Origin of the sequence: Micromonospora humida (genome assembly GCF_016901255.1) — a bacterium.
GTDB classification, from domain to species: Bacteria; Actinomycetota; Actinomycetes; order Mycobacteriales; family Micromonosporaceae; genus Micromonospora; species Micromonospora wenchangensis.
On the sequence record NZ_JAFEUC010000011.1, the window covers coordinates 137736 to 157053 of the forward strand.

Annotated in this window: 17 protein-coding genes; 6 read left to right on the forward strand and 11 right to left on the reverse strand. The window is 72.9% G+C overall.

Features of this window, described 5'->3' with window-relative positions; translation table 11 throughout:
- Positions 1–49: 49 nt before the first annotated feature.
- Together JQX11_RS21930 and JQX11_RS21935 are read right to left on the reverse strand one after the other, a co-directional pair.
- Positions 50–307, reverse strand: a complete 258-nt coding sequence (locus JQX11_RS21930) for a WhiB family transcriptional regulator (protein ID WP_067311984.1) — start codon at positions 305–307, stop codon at positions 50–52.
- A 443-nt stretch (positions 308–750) separates the two neighbouring features.
- A complete protein-coding gene (locus JQX11_RS21935; RefSeq protein ID WP_204926841.1) occupies positions 751–1701 on the reverse strand; it encodes a diacylglycerol/lipid kinase family protein in 951 nt (316 codons plus the stop codon).
- Positions 1702–1743: 42 nt separating this feature from the next.
- Between JQX11_RS21935 and JQX11_RS21940 the strand changes: the two genes are divergently transcribed.
- Positions 1744–2133, forward strand: coding sequence for a hypothetical protein (locus tag JQX11_RS21940; RefSeq protein WP_204926842.1), 390 nt, complete (start codon positions 1744–1746; stop codon positions 2131–2133).
- Positions 2134–2175: 42 nt separating this feature from the next.
- Here the strand turns inward: JQX11_RS21940 and JQX11_RS21945 are convergent, their stop codons facing one another.
- Genes JQX11_RS21945 through sodN form a run of 3 tightly spaced genes read right to left on the reverse strand, consistent with a single transcriptional unit; the run spans position 2176 to position 3538 of the window.
- Positions 2176–2583, reverse strand: a complete 408-nt coding sequence (locus tag JQX11_RS21945) for an ATP-binding protein (RefSeq protein ID WP_204926843.1) — start codon at positions 2581–2583, stop codon at positions 2176–2178.
- A complete protein-coding gene (locus JQX11_RS21950) occupies positions 2580–3137 on the reverse strand; it encodes a GNAT family N-acetyltransferase (protein WP_307826301.1) in 558 nt (185 codons plus the stop codon). The genes JQX11_RS21945 and JQX11_RS21950 overlap by 4 nt, the downstream gene beginning before the upstream one ends.
- The gene (gene sodN, locus JQX11_RS21955; protein WP_088645999.1) at positions 3134–3538 is read right to left on the reverse strand and encodes a superoxide dismutase, Ni; all 405 of its coding nucleotides are present in this window, start codon (positions 3536–3538) and stop codon (positions 3134–3136) included. Before sodN ends, JQX11_RS21950 begins: the two co-directional genes overlap by 4 nt.
- Before the next feature lie 84 nt (positions 3539–3622).
- Between sodN and JQX11_RS21960 the strand changes: the two genes are divergently transcribed.
- From JQX11_RS21960 to JQX11_RS21970, 3 genes are all read left to right on the forward strand, one after another.
- A complete protein-coding gene (locus JQX11_RS21960; protein WP_204926844.1) occupies positions 3623–3973 on the forward strand; it encodes a S24/S26 family peptidase in 351 nt (116 codons plus the stop codon).
- Between the two features lie 140 nt (positions 3974–4113).
- Positions 4114–5292, forward strand: a complete 1179-nt coding sequence (locus JQX11_RS21965) for an NAD(P)-dependent malic enzyme (RefSeq protein WP_204926845.1) — start codon at positions 4114–4116, stop codon at positions 5290–5292.
- 98 nt (positions 5293–5390) lie between these two features.
- On the forward strand, positions 5391–6353 hold the full coding sequence (locus tag JQX11_RS21970) for a zinc-binding dehydrogenase (RefSeq protein WP_204926957.1): 963 nt from the start codon (positions 5391–5393) through the stop codon (positions 6351–6353).
- A gap of 8 nt (positions 6354–6361) precedes the next feature.
- Here the strand turns inward: JQX11_RS21970 and JQX11_RS21975 are convergent, their stop codons facing one another.
- The 4 genes from JQX11_RS21975 to pta are packed head-to-tail and all read right to left on the reverse strand — an operon-like array spanning position 6362 to position 11571.
- Positions 6362–7351, reverse strand: coding sequence for an alpha/beta hydrolase family protein (locus JQX11_RS21975; RefSeq protein WP_204926846.1), 990 nt, complete (start codon positions 7349–7351; stop codon positions 6362–6364).
- Between the two features lie 39 nt (positions 7352–7390).
- A complete protein-coding gene (locus JQX11_RS21980) occupies positions 7391–8290 on the reverse strand; it encodes an alpha/beta hydrolase family protein (protein ID WP_204926847.1) in 900 nt (299 codons plus the stop codon).
- A 57-nt stretch (positions 8291–8347) separates the two neighbouring features.
- Positions 8348–9499, reverse strand: a complete 1152-nt coding sequence (locus JQX11_RS21985; RefSeq protein WP_204926848.1) for an acetate/propionate family kinase — start codon at positions 9497–9499, stop codon at positions 8348–8350.
- Positions 9496–11571 (reverse strand): phosphate acetyltransferase, encoded by a 2076-nt coding sequence (pta, locus tag JQX11_RS21990; protein WP_204926849.1) that lies wholly within the window; start codon positions 11569–11571, stop codon positions 9496–9498. The genes JQX11_RS21985 and pta overlap by 4 nt, the downstream gene beginning before the upstream one ends.
- A gap of 249 nt (positions 11572–11820) precedes the next feature.
- Between pta and JQX11_RS21995 the strand changes: the two genes are divergently transcribed.
- Positions 11821–12426, forward strand: a complete 606-nt coding sequence (locus tag JQX11_RS21995) for a hypothetical protein (RefSeq protein ID WP_204926850.1) — start codon at positions 11821–11823, stop codon at positions 12424–12426.
- A complete protein-coding gene (locus JQX11_RS22000; protein ID WP_204926851.1) occupies positions 12419–14632 on the forward strand; it encodes a bifunctional polysaccharide deacetylase/glycosyltransferase family 2 protein in 2214 nt (737 codons plus the stop codon). The genes JQX11_RS21995 and JQX11_RS22000 overlap by 8 nt, the downstream gene beginning before the upstream one ends.
- A 194-nt stretch (positions 14633–14826) precedes the next feature.
- Here the strand turns inward: JQX11_RS22000 and JQX11_RS22005 are convergent, their stop codons facing one another.
- Positions 14827–15006, reverse strand: a complete 180-nt coding sequence (locus JQX11_RS22005; protein WP_091241170.1) for a DUF6104 family protein — start codon at positions 15004–15006, stop codon at positions 14827–14829.
- Between the two features lie 374 nt (positions 15007–15380).
- The gene (locus JQX11_RS22010) at positions 15381–19211 is read right to left on the reverse strand and encodes a multifunctional oxoglutarate decarboxylase/oxoglutarate dehydrogenase thiamine pyrophosphate-binding subunit/dihydrolipoyllysine-residue succinyltransferase subunit (protein WP_204926852.1); all 3831 of its coding nucleotides are present in this window, start codon (positions 19209–19211) and stop codon (positions 15381–15383) included.
- Positions 19212–19318 lie beyond the last annotated feature (107 nt).

Below are 19318 nucleotides of genomic sequence, written 5' to 3' on the forward strand. Positions count from 1 at the left end.
CCCGGCGGGCGGACCCGGCCGGGGCGGACAGCGTGTGTGATCGGTTTTTTCAGGCGGAGTGAGCGCGCAGCACCCGGAGACCGCCACGGCGCTTGACCGCGCGGCGCTCCTCTTCGCTCATCCCGCCCCAGACGCCGGCGTCCTGACCGGACTCCAGTGCCCACTGGAGGCACTGGTCGGTCACGGAGCAGCGCCGGCAGACGGCCTTGGCCTGCTCGACCTGCAGGACAGCAGGGCCGGACGTCCCGATCGGGAAGAACAGCTCCGGGTCCTCGTCGCGGCAGACGGCATTGTGACGCCAGTCCATGGCGGCAACACTCCTCATTCTGGATGGATGGCAGTAACGCTGGTGCTTTTCTTATATCCGTCCGCAGTGCCGGTCGTCACGGTTCGCATACGACTATTCGGCAATGCGTGAGCAGACTCGTTTTCAGCGCCTGGGCCTGCTGGAACTGCTCAACCGGCCGAGCATATCCAGGCAATGTCCCGGTAACTCAAGTTCGCTTGTGAATACTTTCACGAACGAACGCGATGTCAAGGGGTGACACTCGGAAAAACTCCGCTCGGTGAGCAAGCTCACGACCCTTTTGTCCGTTTTCCGGGCTTCCCCGTCACCCGGCGTACCACAGTCGAGGATCAATATAGTACAGTCCCCGTGACATTGCTGACATTTCCGACACTCCTCCTCGGTGTGGCGGCCACCGCGCCGCGCGGCGTTCCAACCGCTCGACCTAGGGCGTTACCCGAGACCTAGCAGATTACTCTCAGTGCGCCGGAAACGGAGGTGAATCTGACTTTGTGTCGCTCGCCGAGGTAGTCCCCGTCCAGCTGGAAGGCCTGCGGGCGGGCCGAGACCAGCGTGAACTCCTCCAGATCGTGCAATCGGAGCACCTGCTTGCCGCGCGGATCGGGGTGTCGGGAGAGGAACTGCGTCACCGTCCGTGTCGTGCTGGCGACGCGGAGCTGACGCAGCGCCATCACGTCCAGCCCGAGATCGAACGACGCCGCCGGGTTCGGGTTGACCTCCCGGTCGCCGAGATACGTCCACGGCGCGGTGTTCTGGATGATCACGGTCGCCAGCTCGGCCTCGGCCGGCTCGCCCGGCCGCTCCAGGCTGATCGCCGGATGCCGCCGGTCCGAGCCGAGGAAGTAGTGACTCAGGGTGGAACGGAAGTAGAGCGCGGGGGAGGAGACCCGCCCCCGCCGCCGGGCCTGCTCCACCCGGTGGATCACGGCCGCGTCCAGGCCGAAGCCGGCGCAGAAGGTGAAGTAGCGGTCGTCGGCCCGGCCCAGCCCGATCGTGCGGGACCGGCCCAGCCGCAACCCCTCCAGGATCATGCTGGTACCGTCCGCCCACTCCCGGGGCAGCCCGAGGGCGCGGGCGAAGACGTTGGTCGAGCCGCCCGGCACGGTGGCCAGCGCCGGCAGCCGCTCCGCCGGGGAGCCGCCGGTGCGGATCGTCGGGGGATCGGCGGTCATCAGGCCGTTGACCACCTCGTTGACCGTGCCGTCCCCACCCAGGGTGACCACCAGGTCGACCCCCTCCTGGGCGGCCTCCCGGGCCAGGTCGGTGGCGTGGCCCCGGCGTCGGGTGTACCGCACCGACAGGTCTACTTGGCTGCGCAGTGCCCGGACCAGCACGTCCCGGCTGCGTTCGCTGGTGGTGGTGGCCTTCGGATTGACCACCAGGACGGCCCGCATGGCCGGCACTTTACGTGATGGGGCAGGGGTATCGTGGCCCGCGTGACGATCGACTCCGCGCCGGTTCCCGACACCCTGCGCTGGGCGGTACGCCTGCTGCGGGCCGAGGCCGTCGCCCTGGCGCTGCTCGCCGGCTGGCTCGTCTGGGCCGACCTCACCGCCACCAAGACCGATCTGGTCTCGGCACTCTTCGTGACCGGGTTCGCCATCGCCGGTGCGGTCGCGCTCTGGGCGTTGGCCGGGGCGCTGGCCCGCCGCCGGGCCGGTGCCCGCGCCCCGGCGATGGTGCTGGAGCTGATGCTGGTGCCGGTCGGCTGGTTCATGATCTCCGGCGGGCTGGGCTGGCTCGGCGCACCGCTGATCGTGCTCGGGGTGGGCGTCTGCGCGCTGCTGGTCAGCCCACCGACCACCCGGGCCCTGGGCTTCGGCTGACCCGCGCCGCCGGACGCGGCGCGACGTCGCCGGCCGGCCCGGTCAGTAGCCGGCGGAGCGGCGGGTCAGCAGCGAGATGGTGGCCCGGCCCTGGGTGGACTCCGCCGCCGCCGCAGTGGTCAGCGCGGTGAGCACCTTCCAGGCGAACGAGGACTCCCCCGGCAGGGTTGCCCCGCGCACGGTCGGCACCGTCACCTCGACGGTCAGCGCGTCCTCGGTGACCGAGAACCGGCACTCCAACTCGGCGTCGCGGGTGGCGATCGCGAGCAGCATCGCGCACGCCTCGTCGACCGCGATCCGCAGATCCTCGATCTCGTCGAGCGCGAACTGGAGGCGGGCCGCGAGCCCCGCCGTGGCGGTGCGCAGCACGCCCAGGTAGCCGCCGTCGGCGGGCACGGTGAGGTGCACGACGTCGTCGTCGGTCGCTGGCTGGCCGGTCAGTTGAGTCACGCCTCATCCCCCCGGTCCGGGACTCTACCCGGCCGGGCGGACAGCCGCGTGGCCGACGTCACCCCTTCGGCGGCGAGGCCGTGCAGGGCCCGCCCGTCGAGCCGGTAGGGCACCCACTCGGTCATCGGCTCGGCCCCGATCGAGGCGTAGAACCGGGCGGCCGGGTTCCAGTCGAGCATCCACCACTCCAGCCGCCGGTAGCCGCGCTCCACACAGATCCCGGCGAGGGTGGCCAGCAGCGCCCGGCCGGCCCCGGTGCCCCGCCACGCCGGGCGGACGTACAGGTCCTCCAGGTAGATGCCGTGCACGCCGGCCCAGGTGGAGAAGTTGAGGAACCACAGCGCGAAGCCGACCGGCTGGTCGTCGTCCACCGCGACGTGCCCGAACAGCGCCGGGGCCGGCCCGAACAGGGCGGTGTCGAGCTGTGCCGGGGTCAGCCCGCAGCGGTCGGCCGCCTGCTCGTAGTCGGCCAACTCGTGCACCATCGCGACGATGGCCGGCACGTCCCCAGGACGCGCCGGCCGGATCGTCGGTGCCGTGGTGGGCAGGCTCACGCCTGCTTGGTCTCCCAGAAGATCTTGGAGATCTCGTCGATCTTCTGGAGCAGTTCGTCGGCCTTGGCCGGGTCGGTCGCACCCTTGGCGCCGGCCGCGCCGGCCGCCTTGGTGGCCTCGTTGAACAGCTGGTGCAGGTGCGGGTACTTCTCGAAGTGCGGCGGCTTGAAGTAGTCGGTCCAGAGCACCCACAGGTGGTGCTTGACCAGGTCGGCGCGCTGCTCCTTGATCAGGATCGCCCGGGTGCGGAACTCGGGGTCCGTGTTCGCCTGGTACTTCTCGCAGATCATTTTGACCGACTCGGCCTCGATCCGGGCCTGCGCCGGGTCGTAGACGCCGCAGGGCAGGTCACAGTGTGCGCTGGCGGTCACACGGGGCGAAAGGATGCGGGGAAGTCGCATCAGGTTCCTCCATGGGATGTTTGCGATGATCCGAGCCGACATTACTCCTGACGACGTCCCCGGCAGGGGCGGAGGGGAAACCTCGTGACGGTCGGCGGCTCCGGTCCCACCCTTCGGTCGCGCGCCCCGTTCACCGCCGTCGGCGTGACCGGGCCGTCCATGTCACCCACCCTGCGCCACGGCGACGCGCTGCTGGTCCGCCGGGGTGGCCGGCCCGTCCGCCCCGGAGACGTGGTGGTGGCCGTGTTCCGCAGCCGCCCGGACCTGTTGGTGGTCAAGCGCGCCGTACGTCCGCAGGACGGCGGGTGGTGGCTGCACGGTGACAACGCGCTGGTCACCGACGACTCCCGGGCGTACGGGGTGGCCGACGTGCTGGGTCGGGTGGTGTTCCGCTACTGGCCCCACCCCGGTCGGCCGGCCACCGCACCGATATGACCCTCCTCACAACCCGGTGCCGGTGGCCTGACTATGCTCGGGAGGTGCCCGGGTGACCCCCGTACCGCGTGTCGCCGCTCCGCCTCACCTCGCGCCCTCGCGCCGGCCGCTCCGTCTGCTCGACAGATCCTGGAGTCACCATGTCTGCGTCCACCGTGGATCCCGCTGATCCCGTCTTCCGACTGCACCTCGGCGGCAAGCTCGCCGTCGCCTCGACCGTCCCGCTGACCAGCCGCGAGGACCTCTCGCTCGCGTACACCCCGGGGGTGGCCCGGGTGTGCGAGGCGATCGCCGCCGACCCCGCGCTGGTCGACGACTACACCTGGGTGTCGCACACCGTCGCCGTCGTCACCGACGGCTCCGCCGTGCTCGGCCTCGGCAACATCGGCCCCCGCGCGGCGCTGCCGGTGATGGAGGGCAAGGCGGTGCTGTTCAAGCAGTTCGCCGGCGTCGACGCGGTGCCGGTCTGTCTGGACACCCAGGACGTCGACGAGATCGTGGCGACGGTCCGTGCCCTCGCCCCCTCGTTCGGCGGGATCAACCTGGAGGACATCAGCGCCCCGCGCTGCTTCGAGGTGGAACGGCGACTCGACGAGGCGCTGCCCATCCCGGTCTTCCACGACGACCAGCACGGCACCGCGATCGTGGTGCTGGCCGCGCTGCGCAACGCGGCGTCCCTGCTGAACCGCAAGCTCGGCGACCTGCGGGTGACGGTCAGCGGGGCCGGCGCGGCCGGCGTCGCGGTCACCCACATGCTCGTCGCCGGGGGAGTGGACCCCGAACAGGTGGTGGTCTGCGACTCCCGGGGGGTGATCGGCCGGCACCGCGACGACCTGACCGAGACCAAGGCGTACCTCGCCGAGACCACCAACGCGCAGGGGCGGCGCGGTGACGTCACCGAGGCGCTGCGCGGCGCGGATGTGCTGATCGGTGTCTCCGGCGGGCGGATCCCCGAGGCGGCGGTCGCCGGGATGGCCCCGGGTGGCATCGTCTTCGCGCTGGCCAACCCCACCCCCGAAGTGGACCCGGAGGTCGCCGCCCGGCACGTGGCGGTGGTCGCCACCGGACGCAGCGACTACCCCAACCAGATCAACAACGTGCTCGCCTTCCCCGGGGTGTTCCGGGGCGCGCTGGACGCCCGGGCCACCCGGATCACCGACGGGATGAAGGTGGCCGCCGCCGACGCGATCGCCGCGGTGGTCGACGGGTCGCTCAGCGCGGACGCCATCGTGCCGTCCCCGCTGGACCCCCGGGTCGCCCCGGCGGTGGCGGCGGCGGTGGCCCAGGCGGCCCGCCACGACGGCGTCGCCCGCGCCTGAGCGACAGGCGGCGGGCGCACGACGCGCCCTGCGAGCAGGTGCGAAGGGTCCGGGTCGGCCGGCCCGGACCCTTCGTGAACGATCGTCGCGCTGTTACGGTGCGGATCATGCGTGCCGCCTATGCCTCCCGGTTCGACGCCGACAACCCGCTCGCCGCGCTCACCGTCGGCGACCGTCCCGAGCCCGCCCGCCCCGACGACGACTGGGTGACGGTGCAGGTGCGGGCCAGCTCGCTCAACCACCACGACCTGTGGTCGCTGCGCGGGGTCGGGCTCGCCGACGGTCAACTGCCGATGATCCTGGGCTGCGACGCGGTCGGCACCGACCCGGACGGCAACGAGGTGGTGATCTACCCGGTGCTGCCCACCCCCGGCGACCCGCGGGGTGTCTCCATCCTCTCCGAGCACTACCAGGGCACCCTGGCCGAGCGGGTGGCCGTACCCCGGATGAGCCTGCTGCCGCTGCCGACCGGCCTGTCGGCGACCGACGCGGCCTGCCTGCCGACGGCCTGGCTCACCGCGTGGCGGATGCTCACCACCCGGGGCCGGATCGCCGACGGCGAGGCGGTGCTGGTGCAGGGGGCCGGCGGCGGGGTCGCCACCGCCGCCGTCGCGCTCGGCCTGGCGCTGGGCAAGCGGGTGTACGCCACCAGCGGCGACGCCGCCAAGCGGGACCGCGTCGCCGCGCTGGGGGCGACCGCGCTGGAACCCGGCGCCCGGCTGCCGGAGCGGGTCGACGTGGTGATCGAGACGGTCGGCGCGGCCACCTTCGACCACTCGTTGAAGTCGGCCGCCCCGATGGCCCGGATCGTGGTCGCCGGGGCGACCTCGGGTCACCTGCCGCCGGTGAACCTGCGCCGGGTCTTCGCCATGCAGCTGGAGATCCTCGGCACCTCGATGGGCACCCCCGACGAGCTGACCGAACTGCTCGCCTTCTGCGCCGAGCACGAGGTACGCCCGGTGGTCGACAGCGTGGTCCCGTTCAGCCGGGTGGCCGACGCCTTCGCCCGGCTGCACTCCGGTGAGGTCTTCGGCAAGGTCGTGGTCGACCACACCGCCTGACCCGTGGCTCAGAGGCGGTCGTCGAGGGTGGCGATGTCGCCCCGGGTGGCCGAGGCGGGCAGCCGGTCCCGGGCGGCCGCGTCGCCGTAGAGCGTCCAGCGGAGGAACTCGACGATGGTGTCGGAGACCACCCGCAGGGCCGTGTCGTCACCGAGCAGGACCCGGCCGTGGTCGCCCCGGGTCAGGCTGAGCATCGCCTTGGGCCACGGCACCGCGTCGTAGACGGCCTTGCCGGCGGCGTAGTCGACCACCTCGTCGGCTCGGCCGTGCACGAAGAGCTGCGGGGCGGCGGCCCCCGCGAAGGCGGTGCCCACGCCCAGCCCGGTCCCGGCGAGGACCACCCCGGCGCGCAGCCGCTCGTCCCGGCCGGTGGTGAACAGGCCGATGGTGGTCACCCCGCCGGCCGAGTGCCCGGCGGCGGCCACCCGGTCGGTGGCCAGCCGGCCGCGCAGCGGGTCACCGGCCTTCGCGTCCAGCGCCAGCACCTTGTCCAGCACGTACGACACGTCGGCGGGCTGGTTGAGCACGTCCAGGACGCTGCCGTCGGTGCCCTTGCCGGTGTGCGGGAAGGTCGGCGCGGCCACCACGAAACCGGCCGCCGTCCAGCGGGTCGTCAACGCCCGGTAGTCGGTCGGCCGCCCGTCGAGGCCGTGACTGAACGCCACCACCGGGAACCGTCCGGCCGCCACCGGGGCGTCGCGCTGTGCCGCCCCACCGGCGGTGCCCCGGGCCGGATACCAGAGGGTCACCGGCAGCGGGCGGTCGCCGCCCCGGTTCAGCCTCAGCTCCCGTACGCCGACCGCGAACGCCCGCGTCGGCGCGGTCCCGGCGGGAACACGCGACGCCTGCGGGGTGGCCTGCGGCGCGGTCGCCTCCGGCGTCGGCGTCGGCGTCGGCGACGGGGCGGCGGGGGGCGCGGACGGCGACGCCGAGCAGCCGACGAGGCCGGCGGCGAGCAGCGCGGCGGTCAGCAGGACCGGGATACGACGACGGGACATGAGAACGATTGTGCCTGCCCGTCGCGGCTGCCCGGCGGGCTACGGTCCGGCGTCGGCCAACCGGTCGTCGAGGGTGGTGACGCCGGGGCGGGTGGCGTCGGTGCGCAGCCGCCGGCCGGCGTCCCGGTCGTCGTAGAGGGTCCAGCGCAGGAAGTCGGTGACGGTGGCGAGCACCTGCTCGAAGCCCGGACGCCCCGGGGTGAGGTATTCGCCGTGACCCTGCCCGAGCACGCTGAGGAACGCCTTCGGGCCGCCCGCCCGCCGGTAGCCGGCCCGGCCGACGGCCAGTGGCACCACCGGGTCGGCGGTGCCGTGCACGAACAGCAGCGGGGCGCTCGGCCCGGCGAAGGCGCCGGCCAGTCCACCCCCGGCGATGATCACGCCGGAGCGCAGCCGGGCCGGGTGGCCGGAGGTGAACATGCCGGCCGTGGTGAAGCCGCCGGCCGAGTGCCCGGTCGCCGCGAACCGGCCCACGTCCAGGTGCCCGGCGAGCGGGTCACCGGCGCGGGCGTCCAACCGGACCAGGTGCCGGATCACCCGCCAGCCGTCGGCGGGCTGGTTACGGACGTCGGCGCGGCTGAACCGGGCCGCCCGCCGATTGGTGTACGGGTAGGTCGGTGCGGCCACCACGAAACCGGCGGCGGCCCACCTGACGGCCAACGCGGCGTGCAGCTCGGGGAGGCTGTGCAGGCCGTGGCTGTGCAGCACCACCGGGAACCGGCCCGGGGCGACCCGGCCACCCACGCTCGGGTACCAGAGCGTCACCGGCAGCGGGCGCGGCCCGGCCGGGTCGACGGTGAACGTGCGCACCGCGACCGGCAGGGCGTGGTCCGGGGCGTGCCGGGCCGGCGGCGGTGGCGGTGGGTCGGCAGCGGCGGCCGGGCCGCAGCCGGCGAGCAGCGCGGCCAGCACCACGGCGCACAGCCGCCTCACCCCCATGCCTGCACGGTAGGTGGTCGACGGACCGGTCCGGCCCGGCCGTCCGGACGACGGTGGTCACCGCCCCGGTCGGTCCGGCTCCACCGCTCGGTCCGCCCCGGCCAGCACCGCGCGGGTCTGCCGGGCGATCTCCCGCTCCTCGTCGGTGCCGACCACGCAGACGCTGACCGGCGCGCCGGCCGGGGAGATCACCCGGTCGCCGGTGCCGGCGTTGCGGTCGGGGTCGACGGCGATGCCGAGCCGGTCCAGTCCGGCCAGGGCGGCGGCCCGTACCTCGGGGGAGTGCTCGCCCACCCCGGCGGTGAAGGTGATCGCGTCCGCCCCGCCCAGCAGCGCGTGGTAGGCCCCGACGTAGCCGGTGATCCGCCGGCAGTAGACGTCGAAGGCGAGGACCGCGGCGGGATCTCCGGCGGCCCGACGGGACTGCACCTCCCGCATGTCGTTGGCCCCGGTCAGCCCGAGCAGCCCGCTGCGGTGGTTGAGCAGGTCGTCGATCTCGTCGACCCCCATCCCGCCCTCGCGGCGCAGGTGGAAGATCACCGTCGGGTCGAGGTCCCCGCTGCGGGTGCCCATCACCAGCCCCTCCAGCGGTGACATCCCCATCGAGGTGGCCACGCTGCGTCCGCCGTCCACCGCGCAGGCGCTGGCCCCGTTGCCCAGGTGCAGGCTGATGGTGCGTAACCGGTCGTACGGCCGGTCGAGCAGCTCGGCGGTGCGCCGTGACACGTACGCGTGGGAGGTGCCGTGGAAGCCGTACCGGCGGATGTCGTGGCGGCGGGCGGTGTCCAGGTCGATGGCGTACGTGGCGGCGGACTCGGGCAGGGTGTGGTGGAACGCGGTGTCGAAGACCGCCGCCTGGGCGACGTCCGGCAGGAGTTCCCGGGTGACCTCGATGCCGGCCAGGTTGGCCGGGTTGTGCAGGGGTGCCAGCGGCACCAGCTCCCCGATCGCGGCGACGACCGCGTCGTCGATCCGCACCGGCGCGCTGAACCGCCGACCGCCGTGCACCACCCGGTGCCCCACGGCGGTCAGCCCGGTCAGGTCGAGCCGGCCGAGGATGTCCCGGACGGCGGTGGCGTGGTCGGGCGGGCCGCCACCCGGCTCGCCGATCCGCTCCACGGTGCCGGAGTCGACGGTCGACTCCCCGGCGTAGAGCCGGTACTTCACCGACGACGACCCGCAGTTGAGCACCAGCACCCGGTCGGTCACGACCCCTCCTCCGACGATCCGGCCGCCTGGATGGCGGTGATCGCCACGGTGTTGACGATGTCGGCGACCTTCGCGCCCCGGGACAGGTCGTTGACGGGTCGGCGCAGGCCCTGCATCACCGGGCCGACGGCCACCGCCCCCGCCGACCGCTGCACCGCCTTGTACGTGTTGTTGCCGGTGTTGAGGTCCGGGAAGATGAACACGGTGGCCCGCCCGGCGACGGTGCTGCTCGGCAGCTTCGTCGCCGCGACCTGCGGGTCGATCGCCGCGTCGTACTGGATCGGCCCCTCGACCAGCAGGTCGGGCCGGCGCTCGCGGACCAGCCTGGTGGCGGCGGCGACCTTCTCCACGTCGGCTCCCGCGCCGGAGTCCCCGGTCGAGTACGACAGCATCGCCACCCGGGGTTCGATGCCGAACCGGGCCGCCGTGTCGGCCGAGGAGATGGCGATGTCGGCGAGCTGGGCGGCGTCCGGATCGGGGTTGACCGCGCAGTCGCCGTAGACCAGCACCCGGTCGGCGAGCAGCATGAAGAACACGCTGGAGGCCACCGAGACGCCCGGCACGGTACGGATGATCTCGAAGGCGGGACGGATGGTGGCGGCGGTGGTGTGGGTGGCCCCGGAGACCATCCCGTCGGCGTGCCCGGTGGCCACCATCATGGTGCCGAAGTAGTTGGGTTGGGCCACGATGTCGTGCGCGATCTCGGCGGTGACGCCCCGGTGGGCGCGCAGCGCCGCGTACCGGGTGGCGAAGTCGTCCCGCCAGGCGCTGCCGGCCGGGTCGACCACCTGCGCGCCGGTCAGGTCGATGCCCAGCTCGCGGGTGCGGCGGGCCACCTCGTCGGGGCGGCCGAGCAGGGTCAGGTCGGCGACCCCCCGGCGGAGCAGGATCTCGGTGGCCCGCAGGATGCGCTCGTCGGTGCCCTCGGGCAGCACCAGCCGGCGGCGGTCGGCGCGGGCCCGGTCGATCAGGTCGTACTCGAACATCAGCGGGGTGACCCGCTCGGAGCGGCTGACCCGCAGCCGGCGGGCCAGGTCGACGGTGTCGACGTGCCCCTCGAACGCGCCGAGCGCGGCCTCCACCTTGCGCGGGTTGGCCGGGCCGGGCCGGCCCTCGATGTGGCTGGACGCCTCGACCGTGTCGTAGCTGTCGCTGGTCACCGAGAGCACGGCGAAGCCGGTGTTGAGCCGTTCGACCAGGCGCATCGCCCGGGGGTCGGGCTGTTCGCCGAGGGTGAGCACCACGCCGGCCAGCGAGACCTGCCCGGCGACGTGAGCGGTGGCCGCCGCGACCAGCAGGTCGGCCCGGTCGCCCGGGGTGATCACCAGGGCCCCCTCGGTGAGGTGGTCGAGCAGGGTCGGCACGTGCGCCGCGCCGACCACGTAGTCGAGCACGTCCCGGCCGAGGGCGGCGTCGTCGCCGGCCAGCAGGGTCGCGTCGAGCGCCGCCGCCACCTCGGCCACCGTCGGCGCCGACACGCTCGGCACCTCCGGGATGGCGTACGCGGGGACGGGCAGCTCCGGCAGGGTCAGCGCCCCGGTCACCCGGTTGGCGATCACCGCCAGCACCGTCGCGCCCAGGTCGGCCAGATCGTGGTACGCCCCGCGTGCCGCCGCCGTGACCGCCTCCGGCTGCTGCCCGAAGCCGTCGACCACGGGCACCACCACGCTGCCGAACTCGGTGGCCAGCCGGGCGTTGAAGGCCAGCTCCCGGGGGCCGGCGGTGTCCCCGCCGTCGGTGAAGTCGCTGCCCACCACGATCACCGCCGGGCAGCGCCGTTCCACCGCCCGGTACCGCTCGACGATCCGGGAGATCAGCTCCTCCCGCCGGCCGTCGGCGACCAGGGCCGCCGCCTCGGTGTACGTGGTGCCGGTCAGGTCGGCCTGGGGCAGGTCGATCCGGTAGCGGTCGTGCAGCAGGGCGAGGATCGGGTCGTCGCCGGTGTCGGAGACCAGCGGCCGGAACACGCCGATCCGTTCGACCTGCCGGGAGAGGAGTTCCGCGAGGCCGAGGGCGATGGTCGACTTACCCCCGCCGGACCCCACGCTGGTCAGGTAGACGCTGCGGGCCACGGCACCACCCTAGGAGATCACGTCGTGTCCCGCCCGGGACCTTCGCCCTGAACCGTCGCCCGCAGGTGCCCGCAGGTGCGACCCGAGTCTCATTAGTGGGACGGGCTGGAAGCTGAGTGATCCTCGTGCCTAAACTCGCATCCCATGACTGCCGACCGCCTGAGCAGGAAGAATGCGCCATCCAAAGGATCGAAGCCCATGGGTGCGCTCGGTGGTCGGTCGGCTGTCGATCCACATCGTACCGATGACGTGACGGTAGTCGATGGGCCGACCGTGGTGCTCGACCGCACCGCCGGCCCGACCGACGGCCCCACCGCGTTGATCGCGGCCGTACCCCCGCCCGTCCCCGTCTTCGTCGACCCCAGCGGCCGACGCCACTCCCGGCTGCGCTGGCTCGCGTACGCCCTGGGGCTGGTGGTCCTGATCTACTCCGGGCTGGTCGGGATCAGTTTCGCCGGGGGCATCGCCCCGCACGCGGTGCTCCCCTTCGTCGACGAGGTCGCGCAGCCCGAGCGGTCGTCGCCGTCGGCCCGGACGGCCACCACCGCCCCGGCCGCCCCCGCCACGACCACCGGCGCCGTGGCACCGAGCGTCGCCCCCCGGGCGCCCCGGGGGAGCGGGCCGGCCGTCGCCCCGGTCACCCCGTCCGCCACCGGCGGCACCGTCAGCCCCTCGCCGTCGCCGAGCGCCAGCCGGTCGCCGAGCCGCAGCCCGGCCACCTCCACGGCGTCGCCCCGACCGACCCGGTCGACGCCGCAGGCCACGACGCCGAACCCGCCGACCCCCACCGACGAGCCGCCCGCCCTGCCCGATCCGCTCCCCGGCGGTGCCGAGGGCGTCCGCGTCGATGGCTGAGCCCGCTGCGCCGACCACCCGCCGGCGCTCACCCGGGCCGACCCGTCGCCGCGCACCCGGCCCGGCCCGACGACGCCGGCCGGTGCCGCAGCCGAGCGGAATCCTGCTGGGCACGGTGCTCGCGCTGCTGGCCGGTGTGCTGCTGGTCGGCGCGTACGCCAACGCCTCCTTCGCCCCCGACCGTCGGGACAGCGTCGCCGGGCAGCGGGAGGTGCCCACCTCGGTGGTGACCGGCGGGCCGATCATCAGCGCCAGCAGCGAGCTGGTCCGCTCCTACCGGCTGCCGCCGCGCACCATCGCGTTGACCTTCGACGACGGCCCGCACCCGGTCTGGACCCGCGAGGTGCTCAAGGTCCTGGCCGCCCACCAGGTCAAGGGCACGTTCTTCGTACTGGGCTCGCAGGTCGCCCGGCACCCCGAGGTGGCCCGCGAGCTGACCGACGGCGGGCACCAGCTCGGCGTGCACACCTTCACCCACCCCGACCTCGCCGAACTGCCGGCGTGGCGGCAACGCCTGGAGTACGCCCAGACCCAGCTCGCCGTGGCCGGGGCCACCGGCCTGCGGACCTCGCTGGTGCGCTTCCCGTACTCGTCGCATCCGGGGGCGATCGACAACCGGGACTGGCCGGTGGTCACCGCCGCCGGTGACCTGGGTTACCTGACCTTCCTCAACGACACCGACAGCCAGGACTGGTCGCTGCCCGGAGTGGACCGGATCGTCGAGAACGCCGCCCCCGACGGGGACTCCGGTGCGGTCACCCTCTGGCATGACGCCGGAGGTGACCGGTCGCAGACCGTCGCCGCCCTCGACCGGTTCATTCCGATGATGAAGGAACGGGGGTACCGGTTCGTCACCGCGACCGAGGGACTGAACCTCGCCTTCGCCGCCGCCGGGGTCGACCACCGGATGGACGCCGCCACCCCCGCCGGCACCGGGGAACGGTGGCGTGGCCGGACGCTGATCTGGGCGGTGCAGGGCGCCGACCGCATGCTGACCGTGTTCGGTGTGCTCTTCGTCGTCGTCGGCGTGCTCACCGTGGGCCGTACCCTCGTGTTGTTCGTGCTGGCCGGGCGGCACGCCCGACGGCGGCGGGCCAGGGACTGGAGCTGGGGGCCGCCGGTCACCGCGCCGGTCTCGGTGATCGTCCCGGCGTACAACGAGAAGGAGGGGATCGCGGCGGCGGTCCGCTCCCTGGCCGGCGGCGACCATCCGGGCGGGATCGAGGTGATCGTCGTCGACGACGGCTCCACCGACGGCACCGCCGACATCGTCGACGCGCTCGGCCTGCCCAACGTCCGGGTGGTCCGCAAGCCCAACGGCGGCAAGCCCAGCGCCCTGAACACCGGCCTGGCGCTGGCCCGGCACGACCTGATCGTGATGGTCGACGGGGACACCGTCTTCGAGCCCGACGCGGTCCGCCGGCTGGTGCAGCCATTCGCCGACCCGCAGGTCGGCGCGGTGGCCGGCAACGTCAAGGTCGGCAACCGGCGCAGCCTGATCGCCAAGTGGCAGCACATCGAGTACGTCATCGGGTTCAACCTCGACCGGCGGCTCTACGAGACGCTGCGCTGCATGTCGACGGTGCCGGGGGCGATCGGCGGGTTCCGGCGGGAGGCGCTGCGCTACGCCGGGGGGATGACCGACGACACCCTCGCCGAGGACACCGACATCACCATCGCCCTGGGCCGGGCCGGCTGGAAGGTGGTCTACGAGGAGACCGCCCGCGCCTGGACGGAGGCCCCGGCGACCATGGGACAGCTCTGGAAACAGCGCTACCGGTGGAGCTACGGCACCATGCAGGCGATGTGGAAGCACCGGCGCTCGGTGCTCGACCGGGGTGCGTCGGGCCGGTTCACCAGGCGCTGCCTGTTCTTCCTCAGCCTCTTCGGGGTGCTGCTGCCGCTGCTCGCGCCGGTGATCGACCTGCTGGCCCTGTACGGCCTGTTCTTCCTCGACCGTCGGGCCACGGCGGTGGCCTGGCTGGTCATGCTCGGCGTGCAGACCCTCACCGCCGTGGTGGCGTTCCGGCTGGACCGGGAGAAGCTCGGGGTGCTGTGGGTGCTGCCCCTGCAACAGTTCGTCTACCGGCAGCTGATGTACCTGGTGATGGTGCAGGCGGTGGTCACCGCGCTGACCGGCGGGCGGCTGGGCTGGCAGAAGCTGCGGCGTACCGGCCTGGAGCCGGCCGTCCGCAACGGCGGCTGACCCCTCGCGGCCCGGTCCCGGTCCCGGCCGGTCGGCCGCGCGGTGCCGGTCCGGTCCGGCCGCGCGGTGCGGTGTGGTCTGTGTTGGCCCCGGGTGCGGTGTGGGTCCGCCTTGGCAGCGCTGCGGCTCGCACGCGCCCTGGCACGACATGGTGCTCGGAGGCCGGGGCGGGCGGATGTCCGCCCGCCCCGGGCTCAGTCCTCGTCGAGGTCGTCGAGGCGGGCCAGCCACGTGGCGAAGCGCTCGATCGGCGTCTCGAACTCGGGGTTGAGGTCGACGAAGTCGCGTAGCCGCTCGCCGAGCCACTCCAGGGTGACCTGCTCGTCACCCCGCCGCTGCACCAGCTCCTCGATCCCACGATCGGTGAAGTACACCGCGCCTCCTCACTGCTGCGTTCCGTGCCTCGGACCAACTCGGAAGTGGACATGATCCCTCCCGGTCGGGGCCGCTCCGCCACCCGGGTGGCGGACGATCCCACCGGTCACCCTGCCCCACTTGCCTCGCCCACCGCGCAGCGGGTTCGGCCTCTTCGGGGAGAGTTGTTGTCGTTCCAGCGACAACAACTCTCCCCGAAGCTGCCGTCCGTCCTGGCCGCCGCCCGGGAGGCCCTGCGGGAGGTCCCAGGCGATGCTCCCCATCGCGGAAGCTGCGCGGGGTGGGACGGCACGGGACGGCCCGCGCCCAGGGACGGCATGGAACGGCCCGCGCCCTGGAAGGGCGCGGGCCGGATGGGTCGTAACGGGTCGGGTCAGGGGCGGGGCAGCGCGGCGTCGATCAGCGCGGTCTGCTCCACCTCGTGCATCTTGGCCGAGCCGACCGCCGGGGCGGCGGCGGCGGGCCGGGAGATGCGACGCAGCCGGACGTCGGCCAGGTGCTCCAGCAGGTTGAGCGCGACGAAGCTCCACGCCCCCTGGTTGGCCGGCTCCTCCTGCACCCAGGCGAAGTCCTCCGCGTTCGGGTACGCCGCCAGCGCGTCCCGGATCTCCTGCACCGGCAGCGGGTAGAGCTGCTCGATCCGGATGATCGCGGTGTCGGTGACGCCCCGTTCCTGCCGTGCCTGGAACAGGTCGTAGTAGACCTTGCCCGAGCAGAGCAGCACCCGCTTGACCTGCTCGGCCGCGGGCGCGGCGGGGTCGGCCAGCACCGGGGCGAAGGTGCCGGTGGTGAAGTCCTCCACCGGGCTGACGCAGAGCTTGTGCCGCAGCAGCGACTTCGGCGTGAACACCACCAGCGGCTTGCGCTTGGGCGACAGGGCCTGCCGTCGCAGCAGGTGGAAGTAGTTCGCCGGGGTGGTCGGGATGGCCACCCGCATGTTGTCCTCGGCGCACATCTGCAGGAACCGCTCGGGACGGCCGGAGGTGTGGTCCGGGCCCTGCCCCTCGTGGCCGTGCGGCAGCAGCAGGGTGACCGCGGAACGCTGGCCCCACTTCACCTCGCCGGAGGAGATGAACTCGTCGATCACCGACTGGGCGCCGTTGACGAAGTCACCGAACTGCGCCTCCCAGCAGACCAGCGCGTTGACGTTCTCCACCGAGTAGCCGTACTCGAAGCCCATCGCCGCGTACTCGCTCAGCAGCGAGTCGTGCACGAAGAACCGGGACCGCTCGCCGTCGGCGGTGAGCGACTTCAGCGGCAGGTGGTCCTCGCCGGTCTTGGCGTCGACGATCGAGGCGTGCCGCTGGACGAAGGTGCCCCGACGGGAGTCCTGCCCGGCGAGCCGGACGGTGACCCCGTCGTGCAGCAGCGCGCCGAACGCGATGATCTCGCCGTACCCCCAGTCGATGTTGCCCTCGGCGGACATCCTGGCCCGCCGGTCGAGCAACTGCTGGATGCGCTTGTGCGGGGTGAAGCCCTCGGGCAGGTTGACGTGCGCCTCGCCGACGGCCTTGACCACGGCGGCGTCGGTGGCGGTCTGCACCTGCGGCTCCGGCTCCTCGGCGCGGCTGGGCCGGCTGACCTGGCGCGGGGTGGTGGCGGCGTCCCGGGTCGCCTTGAAGACCCGCTCCAGCTGCGCCTGGTAGTCGCGCAGCAGCTCCTCGGCGTCCTCGACGGTGATGTCGCCCCGGCCGATCAGCTCCTCGGTGTAGAGCTTGCGGACCGACCGCTTCGAGTCGATGATCTTGTACATCTGGGGGTTGGACATCGACGGGTCGTCGCCCTCGTTGTGCCCGCGCCGCCGGTAGCAGACCATGTCGATCACGACGTCCTTGTTGAACGCCTGCCGGTACTCGAACGCCAGCCGGGCCACCCGGACCACGGTCTCCGGGTCGTCGCCGTTGACGTGGAAGATCGGCGCCTGGATCATCCGGGCCACGTCGGTGCTGTAGAGGCTGGACCGGCTGTACTCGGGGGCGGTGGTGAAGCCGACCTGGTTGTTGACCACCACGTGCACGGTGCCGCCGGTGCGGTAGCCACGCAGCTGGGACAGGTTGAGCGTCTCGGCGACGACCCCCTGGCCGGCGAACGCGGCGTCACCGTGTACCGCCAGCGGCAGCACGGTGTAACCCTCCAGCTTGAGGTCGATGCGGTCCTGCTTGGCCCGGACGATGCCCTCCAGCACCGGGTCCACCGCCTCCAGGTGCGACGGGTTCGCCACCACCGACACCTTGACCGAGTGGTCGCCGTCCGGCGTGGTGAACTTGCCGTTCTGACCCAGGTGGTACTTCACGTCGCCGGAGCCCTGGGTGGAGCGCGGGTCGAGGTGCCCCTCGAACTCCGAGAAGATCTTCTCGTACGGCTTGCCGACGATGTTGGCCAGCACGTTGAGCCGGCCCCGGTGCGCCATGCCGATGACGACCTCGTCCAAGCCGTCCTCGGCGGACGCCTCCAGCACCTCGCCGAGCAGCGGGATCAGCGACTCGCCGCCCTCCAGCGAGAACCGCTTCTGGCCGACGTACTTGGTCTGCAGGAAGGTCTCGAAGGCCTCGGCGGCGTTGAGCCGGTTCAGCACGTGCTTCTGCTCGTCGGCGGCCGGCTTCTCGTAGCGGCGCTCGATCCGCTCCTGGATCCAGCGGCGCTCCTCCGGGTCCTGGATGTGCATGTACTCGATGCCGAGCCGACGGCAGTACGAGTCGCGCAGCACGCCGAGGATCTCGCGCAGCTTCATCCGCTGCTTGCCGGCGAAGCCGTTGACCGGGAACGTGCGGTCGAGGTCCCACAGGGTCAGCCCGTGCTGGAGGACGTCCAGGTCGGGGTGCTTGCGGATGGTGAACTCCAGCGGGTCGGTGTCGGCCATCAGGTGGCCCCGGACCCGGTAGGCGTGGATCAGCTCGTGCACCCGCGCGGTCTTGTTGATCTGGCCCTCGGAGTCGACGGCCACGTCCCGCATCCAGCGCACCGGCTCGTACGGGATGCGCAGCGAGGTGAAGACCTCGTCGTAGAAGCCGTGCTCACCGAGCAGCAGCTCGTGCATGACCTTGAGGAACTCGCCGGACTGCGCGCCCTGGATGATCCGGTGGTCGTACGTGCTGGTCAGCGTGATGATCTTGCTGACCGCCAGTTCGGCCAGGGTCGCCTCGCTCATCCCCTGGTACGGCGCGGGGTACTCCATCGCGCCGACCCCGATGATCGCGCTCTGCCCCTGCATCAGCCGGGGGATCGAGTGCACCGTGCCGATGCCGCCCGGGTTGGTCAGCGAGATCGTGGTGCCGCCGTGGTCCTCCATGGTCAGCTCGTTGCGGCGGGCGCGCCGGACCACGTCCTCGTACGCCTGCCAGAACTGCCGGAAGTCCATCTGCTCGCAGCCCTTGATGGACGGCACCACCAGGTTGCGGGAGCCGTCGGGCTTGGTCAGGTCGATGGCGATGCCCAGGTTGACGTGCTCCGGGCGGACCATCGCCGGCTTGCCGTCCACCTCGGCGAAGGAGTTGTTCAGCTCCGGGTGCGCGACCACGGCCCGGACCAGCGCGTATCCGATCAGGTGGGTGAAGCTGACCTTGCCGCCGCGCCCCCGGGCGAGGTGGTTGTTGATCACGATGCGGTTGTCGACCAGCAGCTTGGCCGGGACCGCGCGCACGCTGGTGGCGGTCGGCACGGACAGTGAGGCGTCCATGTTCTGCACGATCCGCGCGGCCACCCCGCGCAGCGGTGTGGTGCCGGCGGCGCTGGCCGTCGGCGCCTTCGCCGCCGGCTTGGCCGGGGCGGCCTTCCCGGTGGCCGCCGGCTTCGCGGCGGACCCGGGGGCGGTCTTCGCGGTGGCCGGCTTCGGGGCGGTGGCCGGCTCGGCGGTGGCGGTCTGCTTGGTGGCGGCCGGCCTGGTGGCTGCCGGCTTGGTGGCGGGGGCTGGCCTGGTGCTGGCGGCCGGCTTGGCGTCGGCCGTCGCCGCCTTCGCGGCGGGCCCGGTCGCGACGGTGGCGACCGGCTCCTGCTGCTCGGCCGGCTCCGGCGTCGCCGCAGCGCCGTCAGCCGGGCGCGGGGTCGCCGCGCCCGGGGCGGGTCGGTAGTCGGCGAAGAAGTCGTGCCAGGCCGAGTCGACGCTCGACGGGTCGGCGAGGTAGCGCTGGTACATCTCCTCGACGATCCACTCGTTCGGACCGAAACCCGCCAGTGGGTTCTCCTGCGAAGTCTGCTGGGTCGACACGGCCGGTAATCGCCTCTTTCACGCGGGTCTGTGTGTCACGCGGTGTCCGCCGTCGTCCGTACGTGCCTGTGGACGGGCGACGGCTCCCAGGCTACGCCGCAGAAATA